This window comes from Nocardia sp. NPDC060255, assembly GCF_042727395.1.
Lineage (GTDB): Bacteria > Actinomycetota > Actinomycetes > Mycobacteriales > Mycobacteriaceae > Nocardia.
Window position 1 is genome coordinate 478,254 of record NZ_JBHXAU010000001.1, and the last position, 20,133, is coordinate 498,386.

Genomic DNA, 20,133 nt, shown 5'->3' on the forward strand with positions numbered 1-20,133 from the left:
GCCTCGCGCCGAAGCGGAAGTGAATCTCGACCTGTCGCGGGACCTACGGGTTCGATCAGTACTTCGGGATCGGTTGTCCGGTGCCGGTGGCGATCAGTTGCGGCAGGCTTGTTTCGATGTAGAAGGTCCAGCCGCGTGAGCAGGCCTCGAAGCATTCGGATTTCGCGGCGGTCAGGCCCTCGTGGGTGAAGTGGAGGGTGGTGCCTTCCGATGTGCGGGTGATGTCGAAGATGACGTTGGTGTCGGTCCACTCGTGCTGGTCGTCGATGAAGGTCAGGTATGAATCCACGACGTGCCAGACCACTCGCTCGCCGGGCACGACCTCGGTGAGGCGGAATCGGCTGAAGCGGATGCCCTTCTTCTCCTTGGCCGTCTCACCCGCGTATTTGCTGTCGTCGGTGAAGAAGAACTCGTCGTGCAGGGCGGCGGTGGCGCCGATGATGTTCTCGCTCCACCACGCACGCACGGTGGTGATGGCGGCGAAGACCTCGTCGGGGGTGTGGTCGACCGTGATCGTGGCGGTCAGGTGATCGGTGTTCGACATCGTTCTTGCCTCTCTGTTCGGTGGTGTTTCCCCACCGACGAAGCAGGCCGCCGCAGATCGACATCGACCCGAATCTTTTTCGTGACGGAGCTCAGAGTTCGCGAAGGCGACCGGTCAGGTAGCGACGTTCGGCCTCGGTCGGCGCCAGCGTCAGCGCTTCTTCGTACGCCGCAGCGGCTTCGACCGAGCGGCCGGCCCGGCGGAGTAAATCGGCACGGGTCGCGGGTAGCAGGTAGTACCCCGCGAGCGTGCCGGACTCGGTGAGCTCATCGACCCGGGCCAGACCTGCCGGGATGCCGTCGGCCATGGCGATGGCCACGGCACGGTTGAGTTCCACCACCGGTGAGGGTGCCAACCGCGCGAGTTCCGTGTACAGGATGGCGATCTGCGGCCAGTCCGTGGCGGCCGCGTCGGGTGCGGTGGCATGGCACGCGGCGATCGCGGCCTGCACCTGATAGGGCCCGGCGCGTCGCATGGCGAGCGCTTCTTCGAGTGTCGCCACACCTTCGGCGATCAACGCACCATTCCACTGGGAACGGTCCTGGTGCTCCAGCGTGACCAGCACGCCGTCCTCGGTCCGCTGTGCCCGGCGCGCCTCGAGCAGGAGCATCAACGCCAGCAGGCCGCGCGGTTCCGGTTCGGACGGCAGCAGCCGGATCAGCACCCTGGCGAGGCGGATTCCCTCAGCGGTCAGTGCCCGGCTGCCGTCCGCCTCGTCATAGCCTTCGTTGCAGATCAGGTAGAGCACGGCTAGAACCGCTGACAATCGTTGCGGCAGTTGCTCTTCGGGTGGGACCCGGTACGGGATACCCGCCTCGACGATCTTCCGTTTGGCGCGCACCAGGCGTTGCGCCATCGTGGACTCGGCGGTCAAAAACGCTTTGGCGATCTCGGCGGTGCTCAGGCCGGCCAAGGTCCGCAACGTGAGGGCAACGCGAGCCGGAAACGGCAGCGCCGGATGACAGCAGGTGAAGATCAGCCGCAACCTGTCGTCCGAAATCTCTTCCGCAACAGGCACATCTGCGACCCGAGCCAGCACGGCGAGTTGACGCGCCTTCGCCGCTCCGACGGCGTCGCGGCGCAGCCGGTCGGTGGCCCGATTGCGCGCCGTCGTGGTGAGCCAGGCTCCAGGACGGCTGGGGACGCCGTCCCGCGGCCAGGTCGCCAGCGCCGCCGCGAACGCGTCCTGCGCACAATCTTCGGCCAGATCCCAATCACCGGTGAGCCCGATCAAAGTCGCGATGACCTGACCCCACTCGTCCCGGTACGCCGCCTCGACAGCGGCGCGAACACTTTCCGGCGCAGTCATTCCCACACGGGGCGGACTTCGACGCAACCCCAGCGTGCGTACGGATGACGCGCGGCAAGCTCGATCGCCTCATCCAGATCGGCGCATTCGATGATGTCGATTCCGCCGATGAAATCCTTGGTCTCCGCGAAAGGGCCATCGGCGACCAGGGTTTCGCCGTCGCGGACACGGACCGTCGTCGCGGACGCCACGGGTCGCAGCCGCGCCCCGCCGCGCATGGCGTCCCGTCTTTCCAGCTCCGCCGCGTACGCCTGATGCTCCGGATCCGCCGCGATCTCCGCGTTGGTCGGCGACACCGTCTCGTCGTCACAGATCAGCAGGACGTACTTCATCGCCTCAATATGCCCGACGCCGTGCACGATCGCACCGGCTTCCCCTACTTACGCGCGGCCCATACTGTGCGTTCGGTGCGTACCGCGAGGTCGTCACGGCGCAGGATGCTGTGCGGACTGTCGGTGTCGAGCAGTCGGTCGAGTGCGGCGAGGTCTTCGGCGGCGAGCGTCTCGGCGACGCTGATGCGGAGGCGTTGCAGGCTGCTGCGTGCGTAGCTGCCGACCGTCGGATTGCCGAGGCCTGCGATATCGACGGTGAAGGTGCGCGCACCTTCGATGGTGAAGCCTGCGTCGATCAGCTTCGGCCCCCAGTCGGCACCGCGGTGCGGGACGTGTTCGGCGTGGTAGCGGTCGCTCGCGGTGTGGCAGCGTTCTTCCAGGCCGGGCCGCTCGTCCGGGGCGTTCTCGGGCAGGAAACGGGGGAATCCGGCCAGCTCGACGACCGCGAACAGCCCGCCCGGCGCGAGGGTGTCGTGCACCTTGCGCAGTGCGCGGCCGGGGTGGGCCAGGTGGTGCATCGAGGCCGAAGCCCACACCAGGTCCGGCCTGCCGAGGTCGGGCCAGTCGTCGGTGTCGAGGTCGGCCCCTACGGTGCGCACGCGTTCCTGCACGCCTCGCGCACAGGCCTTTTCGCGCAGGCGAAGCAGATGACCGGCCGAGGTGTCGACCGCCGTGACATGTGCCTCCGGGAAACGGTCGAGCAGGGCGAACGTGCCCGCTCCGGTCCCGCAGCCGAGATCCACGATCTGGCGCGGGGGCGTCGCGATGGGCAGCCACCCGGTGATGGCGGCGATGCGCTCGGCGAGGACTTCCGCGTCCAGATCGAGAATCTCCGCCTGACCGTCAGTTTCGTGCTGCACCGTATGTGCGTGGTCATGAGACATATCAACACGCTATGACGATCATGCGCCTACAGCACGATTCCTTTCCGCATTGGCAAGAAGATGGTCGCTTACGGTGTCGAACGCGCAATGCGGTCACGCGTCGGAACCGCTCTCGGTGCGTTGATGGCCGCGACGGGCTTCGCGATCGAAGATCCCGAGGATCTCGCACGGACCGCCCGCGGTTCCGATGGCGTGCGGCAACATCGTGGGGAACTCAGCGGCCTGATTGGTCTCGATGCGGAAGCGGCGCTGGCCCAGCATGAGAATCGCGGTGCCGGACAGGACGACGAGCCACTCCCGGCCGGGATGCGCGCGCATGCGTGCTGGATTGTCGGGCGGCGGTTCGGTCATCCGTTGACGCACCACGCTCATGCCCGGATCGCCCTTGATGGACCAGCGCATCAGCCCATGCGCTCCGTCGATCATCGGGCTGGTGACGACGTCGTCGGAGGCGGTCTCGACGAGCTGATCCAGAGTGGTGTCCAGGGCTCGGGCGAGCGTGACGAGGCTGTCCAGTGCCAGTCGGCGCTGGCCGTTCTCGATGCGGCTGAGCGTGGACTGACTGAGCCGGGCGCGGCCCGCCAGTTCCTCCAACGACCAGCCCTGCGCCACCCGCAAAGCGCGAATGCGTTTGCGCACCAGGCTGTCCAGGTCGTCATCATTTTGCGCCATAGGCAAGATGCTATGCCTCTCATGCAAAGCACGGTTAGCTTCGGCGACAACGGGCCCGCTCCCCTGCCCCTTGCCTGCAGCTTTCGAGAGGAATCCATGAGTACGAACCAGCCAGCACTGGCCGCCGCCGAGGCGACCCACACACCGGACGCGCGTCAGCGGCGGATGATCCTGATCGCCGTCTGTGTCGCGTTGATGGCTGTCATCGCCTCGGTGTCCGGGTTGAACGTCGCCCAGCCCGACCTCGCGATCGAGTTCGGCGCCTCGCAGAGCACGATCCTGTGGATCATCAACATCTACACCCTAGCCCTGGCCGCGCTGCTGCTGCCGCTCGGCGCCCTCGGCGACCGGCTCGGTCGCAAGCCGATGCTGATCGCCGGACTGAGTGTGTTCGGTGTGGCCAGCGTGCTTGCCGGCCTTGCATCCTCGACCGAGGTCATGCTCGCCGCACGTGTGCTCAGCGGCGTCGGCGCGGCGATGATCATGCCGATCACCCTGGCCGTGATCACCGCTACCTTCCCCGAAGCGGAACGCAGCCGGGCGATCGGCGTCTGGACCGGCGTCGCTGGGGGCGGCGGCATCCTCGGTATGTTCCTTTCCGCCGCCTTGGTCGACGTGGCCAGTTGGCGGTGGCTGTTCGTCCTGCCCGTGGCGCTGGTTATCGTGGCGCTCGCGATGGCGCTGCGCTCAGTCCCCAACTCCCGTGAGACCTCGGGACACGCCTTCGACACCGGTGGTGCGCTGACCTCGATCGTCGCCGTGGTCGCGCTCATTTTCGTCCTGCAGGAGGGACCGGAACGCGGCTGGACCGCCCCCGCCACTCTGATCAGCCTCGTCGTCGGAATCGTCGCCACGGTCGGCTTCGTGATCTGGGAGCAGCGTCGCCAGGAGACCGCGCTGCTGGACGTCCGCCTCTTCCGCCAGCGTGACCTGGCCAGCGGCTCGCTCACCCTGCTTGCGGTTTTCGGTGTGCAGGCGGGCATCTTCGTGGTCCTGTTCCCGTTCTTCCAGGCCGTGCTCGGCTGGTCGGGACTGCTGTCCACCGTCGGGTTCATGCCCATGGCCGTGCTGATGATGATGGCCTCCGGCCTCGCCCCAAAGCTCGCCGCGCGCATCGGTTCTCGTTCGACCATGGCCACGGGCATCGCCCTGTCCGGCGCCGGTCTGGCACTCATGGCAGGCCTCGTCTCCGTCGACGGCGGCTACCTGTCCATCCTGCCCGGCATGCTCATCATGGGCCTCGGCATGGGCCTGTCGATGACCCCCGCCACCGAGGCCATCACCAGCTCGCTGCCGCAGGAACGCCAGGGTGTCGCCTCCGCACTCAACGACGTCACCCGCGAATTCGGCACCGCACTCGGCGTAGCCCTACTCGGCGCCCTCCTCTCCGCCGGCTACCGCAACGCCATCGATGACAAGCTCGGCGGCATCCCCGCCGATGCCGCCGGCACCGCACGAGAAGGCGTCGCCAACGCCGTTGCCGCAGCGAACAACACAGGCTCCCAGGCCCCAACGCTGATCCAAGCCGCCCAGCAGTCCTTCGTCGACGGCTGGCAGCAAGCCATGTGGGCAGGCGTCATCGTCATGTCCGCCCTGCTCCTCTACCTGCTCGCCCGAGGTCCGAAGAGCAAGGTCGGCCCGACCGCTCCCACAGACCCAGTCAGGGGAGGTGCCGCAGCCGCGAAGTGAGCTCCCTTGCCACCGGTCCGCGTGACCCGGACCGGTGGCAACCGCCAAACCTATTGAGACCTACAGTTGCTGTACTCAAGTCCGCGGGTGAGGATCGAGGAGATGCCGGGTGGGGAACAGGTGCACGCTGATCGGACCCGCGAACATAGTGCAGGTGTCGATCCGGTGAGTCGACAGCGTGACGGCGTGCTTCGATCCGTGCCGATGGCCGTTGTGGCACTGGCGATACTTGTCGCATGCAGCCCGCCCGAAGCCGATCCACCGCCGACCTCGATCGCAGCGAAAACCGCACCGGCAGTGGACTACTCGTGCGACGCCAACGCCGCGACCGGCCGGGTCTTCACCAGCGACCGCGTACCCGAACAGCCGTTCCGCGTGCTGGTTCCCGAACTGCCGGGCTGGCGGCGCACCGACGGCGCCGGGACTGACACCAGCGGACTGTCCATCCAACGCAGAGATCAGCTCCCGGGCGACTTCCACAGTCCCACCGCGACGATCACCGTCAACCGGCTCGGGCCCACCGCTACCGTGGCGGCAGCCGTGGACATGATGCGCCGGACCGCGCAGGCAACGCCCGGCTGGCATACCCGCGACGATGTCCCGATCACCGCCTGTGGCCAGAACGGTGGAAAAGTCACCGGAACCTTCACACTCGCCCAGGTCGAATGGTGGGAGGACCACCGCCTCATCGTCTGCGCCTGCGACGGCGCGATCCATCCAGTCTTGTTGGTGGCTCGGGCAAAGCAGGCCGACCTGGACCGGCTCGGTGCCGACCTCAGCACCATCCTCGACGGCGTCCAGATCTTGTCGTGAGATCGATCCCATGCCCGAGTACACCGGTAGTTCCGGAATCGAGACGTCCGGTCAGGCCCACAGCCTGCCGGTGCCGACCGCGCCGTCGGCCGCATTGAAGTCGATCCGGAGTTCGTCCGGAGTCGCCGTGTAGGGCACCAGCACGTCGACGGCGGGGCCATCCCGGTGTTCGAGAACGGTTTTGATGGCGCTACCCGTGAACGGCGCGGACACAGTGACGTCGAACACAGTAGCCCGCGCGCGCAGGGTGCTCCGATCCGCGCCGGTTTCCATTGCGCTGGTAGCTGTTTGCTCGCCACCGTCCGCGCGCGGCTGGGCGAGCCTGCGCAGGGTTTTCCGACCGGTCTGGTCTATCACCAGCATGAACGGCGCGAAAGAGTCCGATTCCGCGAGGATTTGGGCCGCGGCGTCGACTCCGTCGCGCAGCAGCGTGTCGTAGTCGTCCTGCACCTGCGGCGGGGCTTGGGCACGCCAATCCATTCGGACACACCTTGCTCGAGCGAACTACGCGTCGTTAGGCTTTTCCCGGTTGTACGGGGGTTGGGTATGAGTTTACAAGTCGATCCAGCGGTGCTCCGGCAAGGCGCGGTCGAGCTGCGGGTACAGCGTGGATTGCTCGATGACGTCTTGACCGGCATCCGGGCCGAGCACGCCCGGCTCAGGGAGATGTGGTCCGGACGGTCCGCGGACTACGTGACCTCGCTCTGGGACGAGTTGGCCCCACGCATCGGTACCCATATCGACGAGCTGAACCGACAGGCCACCAGCTTGACCACGGCCGCCGATACCTTTGTCGCCCAGGACGAACGGTTCAGCAACCAGATCACGGCGACGGCGACCACGTCGAGTCTGGACCTCCCGTGACAGCTCGACGCTACGACCTGGACGCCATGCAGGCCTTCATCGACGTGCTGGACAAGGCGATCGCCGCCGTCGGAGAGCACGGTACGAAGACGAAGACCATCGCCGACGGTGTGCTTGCCCAGTTCAGTGGCGCTGCCGCCCAAGCTTTTTCCGACAGTCAGCGCGAATGGCTTTCCGGCACCACCACGCTCGTCGATGAGCTGCGCGCGATACGCGAAAAGATCGCGCTCGTACACAGCAACTATCTACAGGCCGAGCAGGCCAACAAGGAGATGCGCTCGTGAACACCGGGGCTCTCGATGACCACAGTTGACGCCGACACGTACTTCCGGGTCGGCGACGGGTTGATAAAGATCAGCACGCTCTTGGAAGGTCTGTTGCGCGCGCTCGATAAAGGCCTCACCGTCTCGCAGTCGGCCGGTCTGTATCCGTACGGCGGCCCAAGTTGGGGGCGCAGTTTCGACCAGTCGGCGGCCGACATCTTCGAGGCCGGGTCGACCGCCGCGATGGCGTGCAACGCGCTCGGCATCCAGATCTGCACCGCCGGCCAGAACCTCATCCGAAGCGAAAACAGCTCGCACCCTGGCACGCCCGACCCCATTCCGGATATCCAGAAAGGGACAACGCTGACGATGAACCTGCACCCCACGCAGCTGTCGATCGGCGGCACCGAGGGCAATCCAGACCACTGGTCGCTGGTCGAGGCCGAGGTGACCCGCAAATGGGCGGACTGCGACGAGAAACGGATCGGCGACGCGGGCTCGCTGATGACGTGGTACAGCACCACGACAAAGGATTACGCGACCCAGCTGTACACCAGCGTCACCACGCTCTTCCCCGCCGATGCCCAGCGCGACGACCCGATCCTGGCCGAATACGTCGATGACACCGGCGCTGTGTGCCGGGCCATCCAGGCGCACTCCGACGGCGCCTCCTACCTGGGCCTCGCCTGTACACAAGTCGCGGCGACCGCAAAATCGGCCAAGGACGATTGCCGGACGTCGTTGAATCTCCTCTCGGTCATTCTCGCCTCCTATGCGGCCGACAAACTCGCTGCGGAACGGCTGCCCGCGAGCGATGGAGCCGAGGCCGCGATCGACGCGTTGATCACCTCGAACAAGACCGAGTACGCGAAGGCCATCTCCGACCGGCTCGGCGATATCGAGACCAAGGTCGCCGAGGCGGTGCAGTCGAACACCGGAATCTACGACCTGGTGAGCACCGAGACCGCCGCCCTCGAGTCGATCCTCGGCCGAACTCCGCGCAGCACGAAATACATCGGCGGCCGTGACATCCAACAGAACAGCGCGGCCGGTGACGAAGGGGAAAGGCGCGCTGGGATCGACCCGAACGCGCCGAAGCGCAAGATCACGATCTTGGACCGCGACGACGACGATCATTCGGCGATCCCCGATCGCATCGACGATACGAACCGGCAGCTCACCGAAGTCAAGAACACCAACAGCATCGTCGATGCGAAGAAGCAGCTGCTCATCGAGGAGCAATGGGCCAGGGACAACGGCTACACCATGACGCTGATCGTCGATCACCGGACGGTTATCAACGACCCCGATATCCAGGGCATGATTGATACCGGACAGATCGAATTGATTCGGATGGAACTGGACGACGGACCACCCAAATGACCATCAGGTATGCGCGGATGCCGTATGGGAGCGAAAACGGCGGCACCGAGTGGATGAATGACCTGCCTGCCCGCTATACGGATGGCGAGCGCGGGTTCGATCGTCGGATCATGACGGATCTCGCCGCGGTCGGTGTGCCTTGCTACACGCTGGATGATCTGTCCAACGGTCCACGGACGATCCCGCCCGGTATACCGATCTTCGTCGACTGGATGGCGAATCTCGAGGCTCGGATTCCGGGGCCGGAAACCGAGCATCGGTCCGCGATTCGGTCCGGGCTCATCCGCAACCTCATTGACCCGGCCGCCCGCGGTAATCAAGAGGCCATCGAGCTGCTGATTGCTCAGGTTCGCCGCAGGCCGCCGATTCCGGAGCGGATGCAGACCTGGGCGTGCGAGGCTTTGCGGCTGATCGCGGGGCCGAAGAACTTCACCCAGATCGCCGATCTGCTCGCGGAATTGCCGACGGGGACCGCGATGCTGCCGTTGGTCGAGTACCTCGGCAAGGTCAAGACAGCCGAATCACGAGATACCGCAGTGCGTTATCTCGACGGGCCCGCGCGTGGATACGCGATCAAGGCGCTGGTTCAGATGAAGGCGACCGGCGTGCGGCACCTGATCGAACCGCTGGTGAATGACCGGGCCGCCTCGGTGCGTAAGCAGGCCGAGCGGGCGATGCAGAAGCTGCCGTCCTAGCTCGGTTTCATTGGGGTGGCGGCAGATAGGCGATCTGGATTCGTTGGGGCTCTTGGGATCTGGTGACGAGGGTGCCTCGGCCCGGGGGGAGGGTGGTGGCGCGGAGGTCGCCGCCGAAGAGTTTGCCTTCTTCGGTGGGGGCGCTCATGAGTAGGGCGGTGGCGGATACTTCGTGGAGTCGGGCGAGCAGGGTGCCGTGTAGTGCTCTGGCCAGGCCGGTCGCGCGGCGGGCGATGATCAGGTGCAGGCCGACGTCGTGGGCGGTTGGCAAGAACTCCAGGAGCGGCTCCAAGGGGTCGTCGCCGTCGGTGACGATCAGGTCGTGATCGTCGACGACGACGTAGCACTCGGGGCCGGTCCACCAGGCGCGGTCGCGGAGTTGGCTCGGGCCGATCTCGGGGCCAGGGAGGCGGGTGGTGAGGAGGTGACACAGCTGGTCGATCACGTCCGGAACCGTTGCCGCCGAAGCGCAATAGGCGGTCAGGCGGTTCGGGTCGACGGCGTGCAGCAGGGTTCTGCGATAGTCGATCAGCAGGATGTGGGCCTGCTCAGGAGTCGAGTTCTCGGTGAGGCCGAGCAGAATATTGTGCAGCAGTGTGGTTTTGCCGCAGCCTTGGTCGGCGAACGCCATGAGATGCGGGTGGGCGTCGAAATCCAGTATGAGCGGGGACAATTCGTTCTCGCCGAGGCCGACCGCCAGGTGCGTCACGTCCTGCGCGACACCGGCGTGCAGCGCCGACCGCAGCACGTGCGCGCGGGGGATCTCGAGTGGCAGCAGCCGTACCTCGGGGGCTTGTCGCGAACCATAGATCGTTCGCAACTGCCGGGCGGCCGCGGCGATACCGGCCGGCAGTTGCTTCGGGTCGGTGCTCGAGTCCAGCCGGGGCAGGGCGATGAGCAGGTGCAGTTTGTCGGGGGAAAGGCCGCGGCCCGGCCGATCGGGTGGCACCGTTCCCGCTGCCTGACGGTCCAGTTGGGAGTCGGCGGGGTCGCCGAGCCGCAGTTCGATCAGGGTGCCGACCATGTCGGGTAGCGCGAGCCGGGTCCTGGTCCACGGCGGCAGCGTGACCACGACGTGGACGCCGTAGCGAGGTCCCTGCGTCGCGATGGTGATGATGGCCTGCTCTAGTGCCGGATAATCCTGCTGGACGACATCGAGTCCGTCGACCATCAGGAAGACGTCGCCGTACCGGTCCGCCGAGATCGGGTCGGCGGCTTGTCTTTCCAGTGACGCCTCGGTCAATCGCGCTTTGCGGGAACGGAATTCGTGCATCGAGGCGATACCGAGCTCGCGGAACCGCTGTTCCCGGCGGCCGACGAGCCCGGCGACCTCGGCGACGGTGCGGCGCACGCGATCCGAGTCGCGCCGCCCGGCAACAGATCCCACGTGGGGGAACTCGGCCAGCCCGGCCAGGGCGCCACCGAGATCCAGGCAGTAGAACTGCACCTGCTCGGGTGTGTGCGTGGCCGCGGCGGCCACCATCAGCGTCCGGAGCGCGGTCGACTTCCCCGATCGCGGACCACCGACGATCGCGATGTGACCGGAACTGTCCGACAGGTCCGCGCACAGCACCTCGCGGTAATGCTTGCGCGGCACATCGACGACGCCGATCGGCAGCCGCAGCAGTCCGGGCCCGTCCGTCGACGACGGTGAATTACGCTGTCGCAAAAGCATTCCCACCGTCGGTGAGTCGCTCAACGGGTCGGTCCACACCCGATGTGCCGCCGATCCGTGCCTGCCGAGCGCGACGGCGAGCGATTCCGAGACCGGGCGATCAACCGGCCCGGTATCGCCGTCACCGGGAACGGACGGCCCCGGACCGGACGCGTACGCGGCCCGGAAGCGGGTAGCGGTGCTGGTGCCGATGCGCAGATACCCGTAGCCGGGCACCCTCGGCAGGTGATAGGCGTCGGTGGTGCCCAGCACCAGTCGCGATTCGGCGGGCGAAAAGGTGCGCAGCGCAATGCGATACGAGAGGTAGCTGTCCAGCGCACGCAACCGCCACTCGTCCGGGCGCTGAGTGCCGAGCAACAGATGCATGCCGAGCGACCGGCCGAGGCGCCCGATCCGAACCAGCACATCGACGAATGTCGAAGTCCCGGAAAGCAATTCCACGAACTCCTCGATCACGATCACCAGCACGGGCAGCGGCGGCAGCGCCGCTCCGCCCGCGCGGGCCTGCTCGTATTCGCCGATGGTGGTGTACGGACCGCTCTCTTCGAGCTGCCTGCGCCGTCGGTCGATCTCGCCGTCGAGCACATCCTCCAGCCGTTCCCGCAGATAGAGGTCCTGTTCCACATTCCGGACATGTCCGGCCAGGTGCCGCAGGCTGGTCAGCGGCTGGAACGTCGCACCGTTCTTGAAGTCGACGAGCAGGAAGTTCACCTGATCCGGGCTGTGCCGCAACGCCAGTCCGAGCACGACGGTCCGCAGCAGCTCCGATTTGCCCGAGCCGATCGCACCGACCACCAGCCCGTGCGGCCCCATACCGCCCTCGGCACCCTGTTTGAGGTCGAGCAGCACCGGGTCGCCGGGTCGCGTCGCGCCGATGGGGATGCGCAGCGACTCGCGCGCGGGGCGTTCGCGCCACCACTGGCCGATGTCGAACACCGAGACATCGTCGAGGCCGTGCAGTGCGGCGAAGTCGGCCTCGACCTCGGGCCCGGTCGATCCGAGCCCCGCGGCCGTGTGCCGTGCCCGCAGGCGAGCGACGAGATCCGCAGCGCCATCGGTGACATCGTCCACCATCGCGGGGTCGGCGGGTGGCTCACGAATATCAGGTACCGCGATCCGGAACGGTTGTTGCTGGTGCAGCGCCCACCCTGGACCTTCCGGCAGGCGCACCGCGAGCTCCGGATCGATGTGTGAATCGCGCGGCTGATGCATGCGCAGCTCGATCTGGACGGCCAGCAGCCTGGCCATCCAGTCCGGCACCTCGTTCCAGTCCCGCACGGTGGCGATCACGTGCACGGCGTATTCCGGACCGGCATCGGCGATGCGCCGCACCGCATCCGCGGCCTTGGGCAGCAGCTCCGCGAAATCGTCCCAGCGGTCGAGCACCAGGAACAGATCCGGCACCGGCCCCTCGGGCAGTGCGTCGCGGGCCGCCCGCAGGCTGGCCGGTGAGTCGATATTGTGCTTGCGGTACAGCCGCTTCCGGTGGCTGATCTCCTCCAGCATGCGTTGCAGCAGGGCGGCGACCTGCTCGGGCTCGTCGTCGCAAACCACGTCGGCGACGTGCGGCAGCTCGCGCATCGAGCCCAGCCGATTGCTGGATTCCAGGACGTGCACGCGCGCTTCGTCCGGCGAATGGGTCAGGACCAGCGACGCCACCAAGGTGCGCAGCAGCGTGCTCTTGCCGGAGCCCGGACGACCGACGACCAGCAGGCCGTTGTCCGGCCCGGCGAACTCGAGCTGCACGATATCGCCGACGGTGCCGTCCGGTCGGCGTTGCCTGCCGATCGGTACGGCCAGTTTGCCGGTGCCCCACCAGCTTTCCGCCCGCAGCCCGGCGTCCGCCACCTGCTCCAAACGCCCGAGCAGGCTGCCGAGCAGCACCCGATCGCCGCCATCGCTCGCGCCCGCGGTCCGGCGTCGGGTGCGGGCGATGTAGACCTCGTCGTTCAAAAAGCCGTAGTGGCTTGGTGTTTGACGATCGGTGCGGCGACGCACCTCGTCGCTGACATACGTCCATAGATCGTGCGTGCTGATCTCGCCGGTCCCGTTGCCCGCCAGCCCGGTGGTGGTGATGCCGTTGACGATCGCGGCGGTGAACATCGACAGCGGTACGGAATCATCAGCGGCGGAACGAATTCCGTCCTCGGCGATCTGCACGCCGGTGCAGGCGGTCATCACGCATATCCCGTCGCCGGTGACCAGGTGCTCGCCCACGCCGTCGTCGATGCCGCCGACCGCCTTGATCACGTCATTGCCGAGGAACGCGCCGCTGTAACAGCAATCGAGCAGGATGATCTTGGCCGCGGCGCTCGACTCGCGGATCAGCTCCTTGATGAACGCGGACGACACCGCGGAACTGCTCGGCAGGTTCGGATCGGTGTTGCAGGCGGCCAGATACAGATTGCGGCTGGTGCGGAAGCCGTGGCCCGAGTAATAGAACAGCACGAGATCTTCCGGGCCCGCATTACGGAACAGCCGCTCGATGCTGCGCTCGATCTCCGTCTTCGACTCGTTGACGAGTATTTCGGCGGGCTGGAACGCACCAATGCTCGGGTCGTGCAACAGGTTTCGCAGCTCTCTGGCATCCGAGACCGGCGCGTAGAGCTGCGAGATCGACGTCGAGTAGAAGGTGTCGTTGGCGACGAACAGCGCGATCCGGCGACCCCGCGGGCTAGTCATCGGCGAATAGACTCCGCAACTGATCGACGACACCGTCGACCTGTCCATCGGTCGGCCGGACGATGGTGACGTCGCGGTCGCCGTTGCGCACGGTGACCGATTCCGCGCGGCCGCGGGCCAGGAAGCGCAGGACGATATCGCGGATCGCCCAGGCGGTAGTGCTCAGCGTACCTCCGGATACCAGCAGCTGCCCGATTTCCACCGCGGTACCGGATTTGGTGCCGGGACTGCCGGTTGTCGTCACCGCACCGACCGTTAGTCCGGAGACCTCCCGTAGCTCGTCGGCCAGTTCGTCGGCCAGGCGATCCAGCTGCTGCGTTTCCCGCGAACCGGCCGTGACGATGAACAACACGTCGGCCATGGCTTGCCTCCCCGTCTCACCCCGCCGCATGATGCGGCACAACAACATTCTAGCTACGCGCCTGCCCGTGAACACGGCAAACGATGGGTGGGCTTGCACCTCCGAGAGAACGTCGGCTCAATTGTCGGATCGCGTTATGGTGGCGGTGCGCCGAAAAACGACGTCGATGGTGGGGCTGTAGTGGATGAGCAACAACAGGATTCGCATTTCGCCCGCTCGATGTTCACCCGGGTTGACCGGCATGCCAAGGCGTACGCCGATCTGGACCTGTATCCGTTCTTGACGAAGAACTGGGTCGACCGCAGGCGAGAAGGCGAACAGGACCTGCTGGATTCGTTCAACCGCCACGTCGAGGCCGTCATCGCCGGGTACGACCCGCCCGGCATTCGACGGCGCAGCGACAGCCTGCTGTTCGCACGCGCGTACGCAGACCTCGGCAAGGCGTCCGACTCGGCGACGCGGGTCGCTCCGGAAGTATTGGCCGCTTTGTTCGCCGCCGAGGTCGAATACCGCGGCCCACTGAAGTTGAGCCGCACCCAAAGCCGACGGCTGGCCGAGGTCTACGAACAGCTCGGCGGCCTGCTGGCGTTCGACCTGCCCGGTCATGCGGCGCTGTCGTTCCGGCGGGCGTGGAGCCTGTACCGCCAGGACGGCGATACCGATGCGGAGGACCGCTGCGGCCTGAACCTGGCGCGGGCGAAGCGGTGGGCACAGCCGGTCCGGTGGCGTCGCTTCGTCGGCTATTTCTCGGACCTGGTGTGCGGCTACGGTTATCGCCCGTATCGGATGCTGCTGTGGATCATTCTCCAGGTCGCATTGTCGATTGTGGTCGTGCGTGCGCTGTCCACCGAGTCGACCCTGTCGATCGTCTACGACTGCGCCATGAATTATCTGAATCCCCTCGGCCCCGCGGATACCGCGGGGCTCGACGGGACCGATCAGCTGGTGTTCGTGGTGGAGGCGTACGCGGGCGTGCTATCGACGTCGGTGTTCTTCGCGCTGCTGGTGCGACGCTGGTTTCGGCTCTGAGAACTCACCAGTCGTGGCTGATGATCTTGGAATGCCGCAGCGCCTTGAGCGTCGCGGTGGTCATGCGGTCGCGCAATTGCCCGACCCGGGCGGTCCATTGCCGGGTGAAGCCGGGATCGGTCTCCAGGTCCGTCCACAGCTGACGCAGCTGCGGTGCGGTGTGCGCGCCCGGCATCCACAGCGGCACCAGCTGATCCAGCAACGGCACCAGCTGGTCCAGCAGCGCGTCGGTCTCGTGATCGTTGCGCGCCGCGCGATCGGCCACCTGGCCTATCGTGGTCAGCAGCCAATCGTGGATCGCGAGATCCTCACAGAACCGTTGCGCCGCAGCGACATCCGTATCGGAAAGGGTAAGCCGAACCGTTCGCAGCGTGTTGCCCGCGAGGTGAAAGGCGAAGCGGGGCGGTTGCTCTGCCGCAGCGCCGACCTCGACGGCCCAGCGCAGCCGGGTGGTGCCCGCCCGGAACGGCATTTTCTGATCCAGCCGGGGATCCACCCTGGCGAAGGTCGACATCCGCTGGCTGATCGAGGTCAGATCGAGCTTGTCGTCGCCGTGCGAGCGCAGATGCCCGTCCACCACCCGGCCGGCCGGGTCGCTGCCGAGCCTGCTCACCGCGTCCACGGTTCCCGGCCTGCTCAGGTAGTACGACCAGGGCTGCCGCTCCACCGCGCGCATCACCCGGGTCTGCGACGAGCCCTGCAGCACCCGGCCACCGATCACGACCGTGCGCGACGCCACCGTGCCGATCACGTGAATGTGCTTGCCCGACACCGGAATCAGGTTGCAGTCGACGCCCTCGAAACGATTCGGCGAGACCACCAACGGCATCGGCCGCTCCCTGGACGTCACCGTGAGGCCGCGCTGTACCGCGCTCAGCAGTTCGATACACGCCGCGGTGTCCAGCACGTGCTGTGACGGCAGCAGACAGGTGTGTATCTCGCCGAGCACGACCAGCGGCGTGTCCTCCGAATTCGCTTGTGCCTGCGCCATATCAGGCCTTACCGGCGCGCGGGCGCTTGGCGACCTCGTCGACGAACATGTGCGACAGCCGTCCGGTGATCTCCCGCGGCATCGCGATCCCCTCCGCATCGGCGCGAATGATCGCCTTGTTCAACACTTCCTGATCGATCACGATGTGATCGAGGATGGTCTGCACCGCATGTTCGATCTTCACATACTCGCGCGGCAGGATGGACAGTGCTCGATACGCCTCGAACGGCGCGGCATGAGGGTTCAACTGGATGACCGACGGCATCTCCCACCAGCTCGCCGGCCAGCTCGCACCGCGGGGTTGCGGCTCGACCACCGCCCTGCCCTCGTAGCGGACCATGCCCAGGCGCAGCAGCTGCCAGATCGAGGCAAGGAAGGGGCACGACCAGCGGGTGTGCTCCTCGCCGTCCTTGTTGATCTGGGTGTTCCACAGCTCGATGTCGAGGAAGATCGTGTGTTCCCGGCTCGCGAACTCCTCCGGGCGGCGATACGCCGCCGTCACCTGCATCGCCTGCTCCGAGTCGTGTTCGGAGGAGCGGCGTCCGTTGCACAGCCAGCCGGACTCGACGTCGGGCGGACGCTGGCCCGTCGTCTGCTTCAACGGTTCGGCGACCACCCAGGACGCGACCATCTCGGCCAGCGGGATCTGCTGCCCGGTCAGGCGGCCGTCGACATACAGCGGTGTCTCCCAGCACCCGGCCTCGCGCGCGAGGTAGTCGATGCGCAGCCCGCATGTGTCGGCGATGCCGAGCACCTTGTCCAGAATCTCACTGGGGTCGGTGTTCGACCCGAAGTAGTCGTCGACCAGGAAGCAGGTGCTCACCCGCGCCGAGTTGCCGTATTCCGCCTCGGCTTCGGCGGTATGCAGCTCGACCAGCCGGGCTACCCGCTGGAAATGCGCGCGGATCTTCTCTTCCCCGTCGAGCAGGCTCTTCATGTAGAAGTGCCCGGTCTCGATGGACAGGTGCGCGAATTTCACCCCGGCGGTCTGGACCTGCTCGGCCGCCTCGCTGTACACAGTGGCGTTCATCGTCAGAAGAGCCTCTCCCACGTCGCGTCGTCCATGAGTTCAACGGCCAACTCCGTGAAGGCGTTCACGGTTTCCTCGTTGGCGATCTTCGCGTCGACGTCGGCGTCGAGGATCAGCTGCTCACGCCACTGCAGCACCGGTTCCATCGGTGTCGTGCCGAGCGTGACGCTGGAGCCCAATTGATTGGCCAGGGCGAGCTGTTCGAGCGCCTCGTTCTGCTTACGCAACCAAGCCCACTGCGGCCCACGGTCCTTGTCGCCGGAGCCCTCGTTCGTCGACGGCACCGCGGTACGGATATAGCGCACCGACTCGAGCAGGTCACCGACGTCGTGGCCGCATTTCTGCCCCGCCTCCAGCAATCCGTTCGGGCCGTGCACCAGGCCGTTCGCCGCGAGGATATGTTGGCGGGTCCATCGGTGGAAGACAAGCCACCGCGCCGCCACCTCACGCAGGGGTTCGGCGGCCGTGGCGCGCAGCACTATCTCCAATGCCGCCGATCGGCCCGCGCTGAGATCGACGAAGGTGACATCGAATTCCTGCTGGCAGATCATCAGGAGCTCGACGCACTGCTTCACCACCTGCGCGGACGCGGGGAACTCGCCACCGCCGCGATCCCCGGGGAACAGGGTGAGCTGGTAGGGATGCCGAAGTGCGTGCAGGTCTTTGCGATTGGTCTCCGACCGGATATCGCACCTGGCCGGTATGGTGATCCGGCCGTTCAGGTATTCGTGCAATCCCTGCTTGCCGGATACGCCGCGATCCATTTTCTCGATCTCGAACAGGGCACCCGAAGTCGGTGAGCCGAAATCGAAGTCGAGATACGCGACGCTTTTACCGTCCACACTGAGCCGGTAGGCGATATTGCAGCTCGTCACCGAACGGCCGGTGCCGCCCTTGTCCGAGGTGGAGAAGACAAGTATGCGTTCGCTCAACCTATTCACCCCTCATGGCATCGAGGCCGGCGACTTCGAGCCCGTCCAATTCACGCAGCGCGTCGACACAGAGACTGAATGCCGTGGCCGGACGTTCATCGATCAATCTGCTCGCCCGCACCAGATTCTTTTCTATGTTCTCCAACGCCCGGCGATTCGGCGTGTTGTCCCGCTCGCTGAGCTCCAGGAATTTTTGATTGAGCAGATGGTCGGCCTCGTCGAGCAGTTCCAGCGCACGGGTCAGCGACGTCGGGGACCGGAACGGCGGATTCTGGTAGGACGATTCGGCGACGACCAGACATTCGATGATGCGCTCGGTGAAATACCAGGAGGGTTCCTGCGGCAGGTCCGAATCGGGCGGCACCACCTCGCCGGTCGGCGATGGTTCCACGAAAACCCGTAGGGCGTCGTCCCACAGACCCTTGGCCGGAATACGTTGAAAGGCACGCAATTCCAGATGGTCCATGGTCAACTGTGCCAGTTCCAGCAGCTGCCTGCGGGTGGACAGCGTGCGCGACAGCTGGGCCGCCTGCAGCGTCCGTTTCAGCAACATGGGTGCGTAGTCCGACACCGCCCAGTACAGCAGCGGGCCGTCGTCGATGGCCTCGGTACCGTTCAATCGCAGCAGCACCCCGGGAACGTGCAGGCGGCGCGCGGGATCGTTCTCGGTCAGCCTGCGGGTGATCCGGCCGCGGCGCGCCAGCTCATCGAAAATTCGTGTGGCCCTGTTGAGGTCGTCGTCATCGGCTTCGCGGGCAATGAGGTCCTGGATCAGCAGGCCGGAAACGCAGAGGCTGAAATAGTCCGACTCCTCGCCGTCGGAGGTGCGCCACGGAATGTCCTCGAGTGGCCAATCCCCTTCGCCGAAACGAGCCATCGCCGACCAATAGCGTTGCGCCAGGTCCCAGCGCAATTGCAGCGCGTCGGCCAAGCGGCGCTGGTCCGCGTCGAGCAGGTCGAGCTCGCGGGTGCGCGGCTGGGTCAGGTCGTTGATGCCGTCCAACGCGGTAATGGTGAAATACAGATACGGACGCCCGACCGCGAAACCCTCCGACTTGGCGATCGGCACGTCGATGAAGTCGATGACCTCGGCTCCTTCGACCACGCCCCAGCTCCAGCCGCACTCGAACATCAGCGCCGTGCTGGCGAGGTCGGCCTGCGGCGTCTTGTTGAGCGTGACGTCTCGGAGCAGCCGGCCGCGGACCCGCTCGAGCCGTTTGGCCAGGCCCGCGACGATCGTCTCGTCTTCGGCCCCGGTCTGATTGAACATGCTGAGCATCGCCGCGCCCGTGTCGGTCTCCGGATCCACCGACTGCACCACGAAGCTGCGCACCAGTCCGACCATGGCCGCGGTGAGTCGCTTGTTGAGCCGGGCCTGCACCGGCTTGATCAGCCGCTCCAGCCGCTGCTGGTCGCCGGCACCGATCGAATCCTGCAGCGCGCGCAGGTATTGCAGCCCGGCCAGGCAGACGGTGAGCGACATCGAGTAGGAATCGACCACGTCGACCGCGCGCTGTCGCTCGTTCGCCTCGGCCCCCTCGGTGGCTCGCAGGTAGCTGCCGCCCGAGAAGATCGGCTGATCGTCGCGTTCGTAGCGCCGCAGATACTCGTCCATCACCTCGACGATCTTGAGGCCGATGCGGCGTTCGCGGCCAAGAGGTTTGAGCGTCGTCCGGACATCGTCGGCGATCCGGTCGGGGTTGTGCAGCGAGAAGCTATCGATCTGGGTGGCGGGGTAGAGCAGACACAACAGTTGCTCGGCGTCACTGATGGAGTTGGAGCCGTCGCGCCCGCCCCAGACCCAGGTGTCGTCGTGATAGCAGGCGGCCAGCAGTGAACTCCAGACATTCAGTATCTGGCGCCGTGGCTGGATTCTCATTGATCGCAGCCTTTCTGTCGTCTCAGAGGACTCGCATGAGAACAGAGCGCCCGGCAATAGCCGACCGCCCAGTTTCTTTATCCGGTTAGTCTCCACGCGGACAACA

19 protein-coding genes are annotated in these 20,133 nt (G+C 66.2%); 7 read left to right on the forward strand and 12 right to left on the reverse strand.

The features are described 5' to 3' along the window. Positions 1–55 precede the first annotated feature (55 nt). The 5 genes from ACFWF1_RS02325 to ACFWF1_RS02345 all read right to left on the reverse strand — a co-directional run bounded on the left by ACFWF1_RS02325 (position 56) and on the right by ACFWF1_RS02345 (position 3,741). Positions 56–544: an SRPBCC domain-containing protein gene (locus ACFWF1_RS02325; protein ID WP_379283321.1), complete on the reverse strand. Its 489-nt coding sequence runs from the start codon at positions 542–544 to the stop codon at positions 56–58. A gap of 91 nt (positions 545–635) precedes the next feature. Continuing rightward, on the reverse strand, positions 636–1,853 hold the full coding sequence (locus tag ACFWF1_RS02330) for an RNA polymerase sigma factor (protein ID WP_379283320.1): 1,218 nt from the start codon (positions 1,851–1,853) through the stop codon (positions 636–638). Further along, on the reverse strand, positions 1,850–2,185 hold the full coding sequence (locus ACFWF1_RS02335; protein ID WP_379283319.1) for a YciI family protein: 336 nt from the start codon (positions 2,183–2,185) through the stop codon (positions 1,850–1,852). The genes ACFWF1_RS02330 and ACFWF1_RS02335 overlap by 4 nt, the downstream gene beginning before the upstream one ends. A gap of 44 nt (positions 2,186–2,229) precedes the next feature. After that, the gene (locus ACFWF1_RS02340; RefSeq protein ID WP_379283318.1) at positions 2,230–3,069 is read right to left on the reverse strand and encodes a class I SAM-dependent methyltransferase; all 840 of its coding nucleotides are present in this window, start codon (positions 3,067–3,069) and stop codon (positions 2,230–2,232) included. 93 nt (positions 3,070–3,162) lie between these two features. Continuing rightward, positions 3,163–3,741, reverse strand: a complete 579-nt coding sequence (locus tag ACFWF1_RS02345) for a helix-turn-helix domain-containing protein (RefSeq protein WP_379283316.1) — start codon at positions 3,739–3,741, stop codon at positions 3,163–3,165. A 96-nt stretch (positions 3,742–3,837) separates the two neighbouring features. Here ACFWF1_RS02345 and ACFWF1_RS02350 point away from each other — a divergent pair, with 96 nt between their 5' ends. Both ACFWF1_RS02350 and ACFWF1_RS02355 read left to right on the forward strand, forming a co-directional pair. Beyond that, positions 3,838–5,430 (forward strand): MFS transporter, encoded by a 1,593-nt coding sequence (locus ACFWF1_RS02350; protein WP_379283315.1) that lies wholly within the window; start codon positions 3,838–3,840, stop codon positions 5,428–5,430. A 165-nt stretch (positions 5,431–5,595) separates the two neighbouring features. After that, on the forward strand, positions 5,596–6,243 hold the full coding sequence (locus ACFWF1_RS02355; RefSeq protein WP_379283313.1) for a hypothetical protein: 648 nt from the start codon (positions 5,596–5,598) through the stop codon (positions 6,241–6,243). Positions 6,244–6,294: 51 nt separating this feature from the next. Here the strand turns inward: ACFWF1_RS02355 and ACFWF1_RS02360 are convergent, their stop codons facing one another. After that, complete coding sequence (locus tag ACFWF1_RS02360; RefSeq protein WP_379283312.1) at positions 6,295–6,723, reverse strand: hypothetical protein; 429 nt, start codon at positions 6,721–6,723, stop codon at positions 6,295–6,297. 66 nt (positions 6,724–6,789) lie between these two features. Between ACFWF1_RS02360 and ACFWF1_RS02365 the strand changes: the two genes are divergently transcribed. The 4 genes from ACFWF1_RS02365 to ACFWF1_RS02380 are packed head-to-tail and all read left to right on the forward strand — an operon-like array spanning position 6,790 to position 9,448. Next, entirely contained in the window at positions 6,790–7,107 is a 318-nt protein-coding gene (locus ACFWF1_RS02365) for a WXG100 family type VII secretion target (protein WP_379283310.1), read from the forward strand. Further along, positions 7,104–7,391 (forward strand): WXG100 family type VII secretion target, encoded by a 288-nt coding sequence (locus tag ACFWF1_RS02370; protein ID WP_379283309.1) that lies wholly within the window; start codon positions 7,104–7,106, stop codon positions 7,389–7,391. The genes ACFWF1_RS02365 and ACFWF1_RS02370 overlap by 4 nt, the downstream gene beginning before the upstream one ends. Positions 7,392–7,406: 15 nt before the next feature. Continuing rightward, positions 7,407–8,753, forward strand: a complete 1,347-nt coding sequence (locus ACFWF1_RS02375) for a putative toxin (RefSeq protein ID WP_379283308.1) — start codon at positions 7,407–7,409, stop codon at positions 8,751–8,753. Further along, a complete protein-coding gene (locus tag ACFWF1_RS02380) occupies positions 8,750–9,448 on the forward strand; it encodes a HEAT repeat domain-containing protein (protein WP_379283307.1) in 699 nt (232 codons plus the stop codon). Before ACFWF1_RS02375 ends, ACFWF1_RS02380 begins: the two co-directional genes overlap by 4 nt. 7 nt (positions 9,449–9,455) lie before the next feature. Here ACFWF1_RS02380 and eccCb read toward each other — a convergent pair whose 3' ends face one another. Together eccCb and ACFWF1_RS02390 are read right to left on the reverse strand one after the other, a co-directional pair. Then, complete coding sequence (gene eccCb / locus ACFWF1_RS02385; RefSeq protein WP_379283306.1) at positions 9,456–13,805, reverse strand: type VII secretion protein EccCb; 4,350 nt, start codon at positions 13,803–13,805, stop codon at positions 9,456–9,458. Next, a complete protein-coding gene (locus ACFWF1_RS02390; RefSeq protein WP_379283305.1) occupies positions 13,798–14,166 on the reverse strand; it encodes a hypothetical protein in 369 nt (122 codons plus the stop codon). The genes eccCb and ACFWF1_RS02390 overlap by 8 nt, the downstream gene beginning before the upstream one ends. 180 nt (positions 14,167–14,346) lie before the next feature. Here ACFWF1_RS02390 and ACFWF1_RS02395 point away from each other — a divergent pair, with 180 nt between their 5' ends. Further along, entirely contained in the window at positions 14,347–15,195 is an 849-nt protein-coding gene (locus ACFWF1_RS02395; RefSeq protein ID WP_379283304.1) for a hypothetical protein, read from the forward strand. A 4-nt stretch (positions 15,196–15,199) separates the two neighbouring features. On the opposite strand, the gene ACFWF1_RS02400 is transcribed toward ACFWF1_RS02395, so the two are convergent. Genes ACFWF1_RS02400 through ACFWF1_RS02415 form a run of 4 tightly spaced genes read right to left on the reverse strand, consistent with a single transcriptional unit; the run spans position 15,200 to position 20,027 of the window. Then, positions 15,200–16,186 carry an SCO2521 family protein gene (locus ACFWF1_RS02400; RefSeq protein ID WP_379283303.1) on the reverse strand — a complete coding sequence of 329 codons (987 nt, stop codon included), beginning with the start codon at positions 16,184–16,186 and terminating at the stop codon, positions 15,200–15,202. Position 16,187: 1 nt separating this feature from the next. Continuing rightward, on the reverse strand, positions 16,188–17,216 hold the full coding sequence (locus tag ACFWF1_RS02405; protein WP_379283302.1) for an SCO2522 family protein: 1,029 nt from the start codon (positions 17,214–17,216) through the stop codon (positions 16,188–16,190). Between the two features lie 2 nt (positions 17,217–17,218). Continuing rightward, complete coding sequence (locus ACFWF1_RS02410; protein ID WP_379322149.1) at positions 17,219–18,148, reverse strand: SCO2523 family variant P-loop protein; 930 nt, start codon at positions 18,146–18,148, stop codon at positions 17,219–17,221. Between the two features lies 1 nt (position 18,149). Continuing rightward, on the reverse strand, positions 18,150–20,027 hold the full coding sequence (locus tag ACFWF1_RS02415; protein WP_379283299.1) for an SCO2524 family protein: 1,878 nt from the start codon (positions 20,025–20,027) through the stop codon (positions 18,150–18,152). Positions 20,028–20,133: the final 106 nt, after the last annotated feature.